We start from the raw sequence: 6,812 nt of genomic DNA on the forward strand, positions 1-6,812 counted from the left end.
GCACTAGGCTTTTGTGTGCTAGCATTTTGCGTGGCGTTTTTGGTGGCGTTTTTGCTTATGCGCTTTATCAAACAAAATGTGGTTTTAGCGGATTCTAGCAAGACGGATTTAGTAAATGTGGATTATGCGCCAAAAGCTGGTGGTTTGGGCGTCATACTTGGTGTTTGCGTAGTGTTTGTGAGTGATTTGGCACAGGGCAATTTAGGATATTTTTTGTTTTATATGTTGGGTGGAGCTGTGGTGTTTTTGAGTGGATTTGTGAGAGATATGGGATTTTCACTGCCCTCAAAGATATGCTGGGTGCTAAAAGCACTTGGCGTGTGTCTAGCTATCGTGGGATTAGATATTTGGCTAAAGTCATTGGGGTTAGGATTTGAGATACCTTATACTTGGGGTGTGGTATTTAGCATTTTAGTCATCGTAGGATTTTGCAATGCTATGAGTGTGATTGATAGATTTAATGGCTTAAGCGGCGGATTTGCCCTATGTGTATGCCTATCGATGATAAGTGTGGCTATAAGCGTAGATATGTTTTCTGTGGTAAATATTTCAGCGATTTTAGGTAGCGCGGTGCTTGGATTTTTGGCTCTTAATTTCCCAAATGGCAAGGTGCTTTTAGGCAGTGGCGGGGCGTATTTTTTGGGCTTTGGGCTATCGATGATTTTGGTGATACTAACGCAAACTAGCTATTCGATTGTAAGTCCTTTTTATGGATTATGCGTGATGATATATCCTTTGTGGGAGATGGTTTTTGTTTTTTTTAGAGAGAAAATCCTTGATAAAAAAGATAGCGTATATTTCCACACACTGCTTTTTAGACGACTAGGAAACAACCCTCTAACCTCGCTTATCATTCTTTGTGCGCAGATTCCTTTTATCGCGCTTGGGACGCTTTTTTATGCAGATACTTTGGCATTGGCGATGACTTGCGTGGTGTTTATATTCGCTTATACAATCGTTTATAATCGCTTGATAACTACGCAAGATAGCTAGATTTCGCTATTTTTGTTTTTTAAAGTTGTTTTGCAAAAGTTAGTTTTGCAAACTTGTTTTTTACTTGTTTTTTAAACTTGCAAAATCTTTTTCTACACATATCCCAAATTGCCCAAAAATTCGCCACACATTGCCAAAATCTTGCCACAAAATCTTGCCTAAGACTTCTAAAAAAAACTTGCCCAAAAATCCAAAAAGTTAAATATTTTTTAACAAATTATATACATTTTGTGTATAATTATTCCGTTTGCAATTTGTGTATCTATGCGCATAAGTTTGTTTGTGCTTTGCAAATAGCATAAAATCCACAAAAAAGAGAAAATCTAAAAAAGCGAGAATCTATGGGGTAGAGAGTTGAAAAATGGGGCAAGGACATTATCTTTTATATTTGCTAGATGTTTTTTTGGTGCATTTGCGATTTTTTTGCCTTATTTTGTAAATGCGCTAGAGCAGACTACAAGCCCTTTGCCCACAAAAATCCCCACAAACACTGCACAAGAAAATCCTACCTCCACACTAGAAAATCAACCCACTAAACCCACTACAAAGCTAGATTTTGCCTCCGCTTACTCTATGCTTTTGGAGCAAAGCGATGCGATAAAAGCCCAAGACTACAACTTGCAAAAAGCAAAAAAATTATCACTAGGGGCAAAGCTTAGCTTTTTGCCCGAAATAAACGCTGGCTTTATCTACGCGCATTTAGACGCACCTATCCAAGAAAAACTCCCTATAAATACCGCAAACCTCCCCTCTAATATCCCTCAACAACAACCAATGAGCCACATTCTAGGGCTACTATCCCAGCCCATCACTTTCCTAAAACAAGATGTGTTAATCGGTGCAATCAATATCATTTACCCACTTTATGCGGGCGGTGCGCGCATACACGGAATCAAACTCGCCAAAATCGCCCAACAAGACGCCAAAGAAGCATTGCGACTAAAAAAGCTAGCTTCGTTTGAGGAATTAGCAAGCATTTATTATGGTGCGTTGCTAGCAAAAGAAGTCCTAGAAGTGCTAAGCCAAACCAAAGATGGTGCAAGATTGCATTACCAAAACGCGCTAAACCTCGAAAAAAGCGGGCAAATAGCCCATCTTGAAGTCCTGATAGCACAAGTAGCCCTAGACAAAGCCACAAACAAGCAAAAAGAAGCAAGCAATGCTAGCTATATCGCCTCTCTTGCCCTTGATAGCGCGCTATCTACGCCAAATGTCGCTCCCACCTCATCGCTTAGCCTACTAGACAAACCGCTAAAAGATGAATCTTATTTCATAGAAAAAACCCTAGCAAGCTATCCTATCATTTCTTCGCTAGATTTAAAAATCGATGCGGCACAGCAGACAAGAAAACTTGCATTTGGCGCATTTATGCCTCAAGTCATAGCCTTTTCAAACTACATTTTCCACGACAATCAAAAATCCCTTCTTATCCAAGCTATGCCGACTTTTAGCGTGGGTGTGGGTGCTAGGATTTCACTGCTTAGCCCTACGGCTAGGGTGCAAAAATACCAAGTCGCAAAGCTAAGCGAGCTAGAAGCACAAAGCCTAAAATCCCAAGCGATAAAAGAGCTAACCCTGCTTACCCAAAAAACTTATGCCCAAGCCAACTACCTAAAAGATGAGTATAAAAGCCTACAATCCTCCGTAGAGCTAGCTAGCGAAAATCTAAAACTCCAACAAAATGCTTTCAAGCAGGGAATGGCTACAAGCACGCAAGTAATCGATGCGCAAAACTCCCTCCAAGCAGCACTTATCGAGCAAAAAACCTCCGCTTACAAAGCGATTTTGTCGTTAGCAAAGCTATTTGCCCTAAGCGATGAGGTGGAAGAGTTTTATGCGTATATGCCATAAAATCAAACAATATGTTTGCAACACAAAATAGATTCTAGCCAAAATCAAATGCCAAAATCTAACACCAAAATCTAACAAAAGGAGTAGCAATGAAAAAGCGGTTTGAAGTGGGGTTTGTCATACTAATCGCTACGATTTTAATCCTGTGGCTTGTGATTAGCTTTTATAAGGCTTACGCGCCAAAGCCCCAAGTATTGCAAGGGCAAATCCAAGCCAAACAATACTCCGTAAGCTCAAAGCTAGCAGGGCGCGTAGGCTCTGTGCTAGTCAAAAGAGGCGATAAAGTGCAAAAAGGCGATTTGATTTTCACCATACTATCCCCCGAAGTAGAGGCAAAGCTAACCCAAGCAAAAGCAGGCTATGAAGCCGCAAAAGCAGTAGCAGAGGAAACGCACAAAGGCGCAAGAGTAGAGACTATCATATCAGCTAGAGATATTTATAATAGTGCCAAAGCTATGCGCGAACTAACAGAAAAAACTTACAAACGAATCGAAGAGCTATATCAAAATGGCGTAGCAAGCCTGCAGAGAAAAGATGAGGCTTTCACCGCTTATCAAAATGCAAAATTTAGCGAAAATACCGCATATCAGCAGTATAAAATCGCCCTAGATGGTGCAAGCCAAGAGACAAAGCAAGCCGCCACCCAAAAAGAAATCGCAGCGGCTGGACAGCTAAGCGAAGTGGAGGCATATATCAAGGATATGCAGGCGTTTTCCCCAGCAGATGGCGAAGTGGCAAATATCTTGCTAAGCGAGGGAGAGCTAAGCCCTAGCGGATTTCCTGTGGTAATGGTGGTGGATAATAAAGATGCGTGGCTAAAACTTAGCGTAAGCGAGGAGTATTTGCCACATTTTAGCGTGGGAAGCGAGTTTAGCGCGTATTTGCCTGCGTTAAATAAAGAAGTAAATTTTAGAGTGAGGTATATCTCTGTGATGGGGGATTTTGCGACTTGGAGGGCTACCTCCGCATCTAAAGGCTATGATTTAAAAAGTTTTGAAATCGAAGCTGTGCCACTCCAAAATAATGGAGAATTTCGCGTGGGAATGAGCGCGGTTGTTACCCTAAAAAAGCCATAAACAACGCCACAAATCTAGCACCATAAAAAGCCTAGCAAATGAAAAAAAATAATGCCTTAGCAAAGATTTTGCGATTTGTAAAAAATGTATGTGAGAATTTACGCGCTTTTTTGCGCAAAATCTATGTGCATAAAATCCCGCTAAAAAAATTTCGATTTTTGGGATTTTTGTCCCAATTCACACGCGCCCATTTTGCACGCACCCTTTTTGCACGCGCCAAATCTACACGCGATTTTACAAAGCAAAAAAACATTTTGCAATCACAAATATTCACAAAATCCCAAAACCTCATATCTAAAATAAAATCTAGCAAAATCTACCTAAACGATTCTGCGATAGCACAAAGCCAAAAGAAAAAAATCAGCGTTTTTAGTCGCCTTGCTTTGAAGGAAGCACTGCGCTTGCTATCTAGGCATAAAGTCTTATGTTTGATTTATGTGGTGTTGCCCTTGCTTGTGGGGTGGTTTATCTACGCGGTGTTTATGGCAAGCCTGCCTAGAGATTTGCCTATCGGTGTGGTGGATTTTGATAGAAGTGTGGCAAGTGATGAGGCGTTGTTTATGATAGATTCTAGTGCCACTACCAAAATCACAAAATCTTATCAAAACATTTCCCAAGCCAAAGAGGATTTAAGCGTAAATAAAATCTATGCCCTTGTGGTGATTCCGCAAAACTATGAGCGCGACATAAAGCAGGGCAATGGCACGACAATAGCCCTGTATTTTAACGCACAATTTGTCCTAATCGGCAAGGCGATAAGCTCTGCGCTAGAGGGCGTCATAGGCACGCTAAACGCAAAGCAATGGAGCGGCAAAAATCTAGTAAAAAGCCAAAATCTAAGCCTATCGATTGCTAGCTCTATGCCGATTTTTTCTCAAATCATTCCGCTGTATAATTCAAGCAATAATTACTCGCAATTTATGCTAACCCTACTTCTGCCCTGTATGCTCCAAATCCTAAGCGCGCTAGGTATGCTTCACTTACTTCGCAAGCCTCCAAGTAGCCTAAAAAGCCTTATTACGCGCTATGTTTTTAATTCCCTTGTATTTGTTTTTTGGGCGTTGTTTCAAATCGTCCTGCTAAAAAAGCTAGGTTTTGAAAATCGTGGGGATTTAGGGATTTTGCTGTGTGGGAGTGCGTTGCTTGTGTTTGGCGTAAATGGCGTGGTGGTGTGTATCCAATCAGTGATAAATGATTTTAAAAAAGCGGTGGGATTTGTGGCGATTTATACTGCGCCATCTTTGGCGTTTGCAGGCGTTACTTACCCGCAAAATGCGATGAATGTGCTTGCGCTTTTTTGGAGCAAATTTTTGCCTATTTCGCATTTTATGGAGCTTTTTATACAGCAGGCAAATTATGGAGGGGAGATGGATTTGGGATTTAAGATTTTGGGGGGAATGCTGTGGTTTTTGCTATTTTTTGTGCTCGGAGTGGGGATTTATGCCATAAGATTTGGTTGGGAGTTTTTGCCTAAAATCCCAAATTTTGCCAAAAAGAACGCACAATGAAACAAAATCTATCATTTTTGCAAATCATTATTAGCGAGTATAAAGCGATTTTTAGCAACAAACTTGTCATAATGGTCGTTTTCATAGGCTCTCTTGTGTATGGTTTGCTCTATCCTATGCCCTATCTAAATGATATTGTTACTAAACAACGATTAGTCATAATCGATGAGGACAAAAGCCATCTAAGCAAGCGACTAATCTTTCTAGCCTCTGCCACGCCACAAATCGCGCTTTTGGACGAAGTGGATTCTTTGCAAAGGGCGCAAAATCTAATTGAAAACTTTGAAGCTGATGGCGTGCTACTTATCCCAAAAGGCTTTGAGTCAAACGCCAAAAAAGGCGTAGGAAGCATAGTTTCATATATGGGCAATGCCTCGTATTTTTTAATCTATGGGGCGATAGTAGAGGGCGTGCATAATGCCATAAATGCGTTAAGTGAGGAATTGCGAAAAGAGAGAGAGCCCACTTTGCGTGCTAGCGAAATCATACGATTAGAATCTATCCCGCTATATAATGTCAATCTTGGCTATGCAAACTACGCGCTTGCAGCGGTGCTTGTTTTTATATTGCATCAGACTTCTATTGCGGGGAGTGGGATTTTGAGCGCGTATCAAAATCGTATAAGAAAAGAAAAATGGCGACAAAGCCAAACTCAAAAAAGCCAAAATTTTAAAGATTTTAGCGCAAAATCAAATGCGGATTTTAATGTAGATTTTAATGCGGGTGCTAAGGTTTGTTTGAATGCGGATTTTAGGGCTGACTCTAATGCAAAATCTAGCATAAATCATAGCATAGAGCGCAAAGAATATTTTGAAATAGCACCCATTTGGAAGCTACTTTTGGGGCGGATTTTGGCATTTGTGGGGATTTATAGTGTGCTGTTTTTGATATATTTTGGCGTGCTTTTCCCCACACTTGGTATCAATATCCATTCAAGCCCTAGTGATTTTTGGTGCTTTTCTCTGCCTTTTATGGCGTGTTGCGTAGCGTGTGGCGTGGCTTTGGGGAGCTTTTTTAGCGATGAGAGTATCCCCACACAAGTGATTTTTGTCTCATCGATGCCATTAGTGTTTATTATGGGGTTTATTTGGCCTAGTGAGCTTTTGCCTGCTTTTTTGCGTGAGTTGTCGTATTTGATTCCCGCATTTCACGGCGTGCGTGGGCTTATGAGTCTAAATCAGATGGGCGCAGAGTTTGCTAGCATTATGGGGCATTTGTATGCGTTTTTTGCTATCGGTGGATTTTGCTTTTTGCTAGCTTATATGGTGCTATTTTATCGCAGGCGGCGATATATTTAGATGTTATTTTGGGTTTTTTGTGGCTTTTGCATTAGATTTTGTAGCAGGCTTTGGGCTAGATTTTGATTGTGCGCTAGATTTTGGGC

5 protein-coding genes are annotated in these 6,812 nt (G+C 40.9%); all 5 read left to right on the forward strand.

Annotated elements, in window-relative coordinates; translation table 11 throughout:
* Window positions 1-15: 15 nt before the first annotated feature.
* The 5 genes from ACWIUO_RS10615 (at window position 16) to ACWIUO_RS10635 (ending at window position 6,726) form a co-directional block, all read left to right on the forward strand.
* Window positions 16-993, forward strand: a complete 978-nt coding sequence (locus ACWIUO_RS10615; protein WP_454177866.1) for an MraY family glycosyltransferase — start codon at window positions 16-18, stop codon at window positions 991-993.
* Window positions 994-1,347: 354 nt separating this feature from the next.
* Window positions 1,348-2,844, forward strand: a complete 1,497-nt coding sequence (locus ACWIUO_RS10620) for a TolC family protein (RefSeq protein ID WP_454177867.1) — start codon at window positions 1,348-1,350, stop codon at window positions 2,842-2,844.
* A gap of 89 nt (window positions 2,845-2,933) precedes the next feature.
* Complete coding sequence (locus ACWIUO_RS10625) at window positions 2,934-3,920, forward strand: HlyD family secretion protein (RefSeq protein ID WP_454177868.1); 987 nt, start codon at window positions 2,934-2,936, stop codon at window positions 3,918-3,920.
* Between the two features lie 38 nt (window positions 3,921-3,958).
* The gene (locus ACWIUO_RS10630; RefSeq protein WP_454177869.1) at window positions 3,959-5,428 is read left to right on the forward strand and encodes an ABC transporter permease; all 1,470 of its coding nucleotides are present in this window, start codon (window positions 3,959-3,961) and stop codon (window positions 5,426-5,428) included.
* Window positions 5,425-6,726, forward strand: a complete 1,302-nt coding sequence (locus ACWIUO_RS10635; protein ID WP_454177870.1) for an ABC transporter permease — start codon at window positions 5,425-5,427, stop codon at window positions 6,724-6,726. Before ACWIUO_RS10630 ends, ACWIUO_RS10635 begins: the two co-directional genes overlap by 4 nt.
* The last annotated feature ends 86 nt before the right edge of the window (window positions 6,727-6,812 follow it).

This window comes from Helicobacter sp. T3_23-1056, from assembly GCF_053654535.1.

What these genes read in the sequence shown, in the direction of transcription:
- ACWIUO_RS10625 (WP_454177868.1), top strand. Translation starts at nt 2,934, where the DNA reads ATGAAAAAGCGGTTTGAAGTGGGGTTTGTCATACTAATCGCTACGATT.
- ACWIUO_RS10630 (WP_454177869.1), top strand. Translation starts at nt 3,959, where the DNA reads ATGAAAAAAAATAATGCCTTAGCAAAGATTTTGCGATTTGTAAAAAAT.
- ACWIUO_RS10635 (WP_454177870.1), top strand. Translation starts at nt 5,425, where the DNA reads ATGAAACAAAATCTATCATTTTTGCAAATCATTATTAGCGAGTATAAA.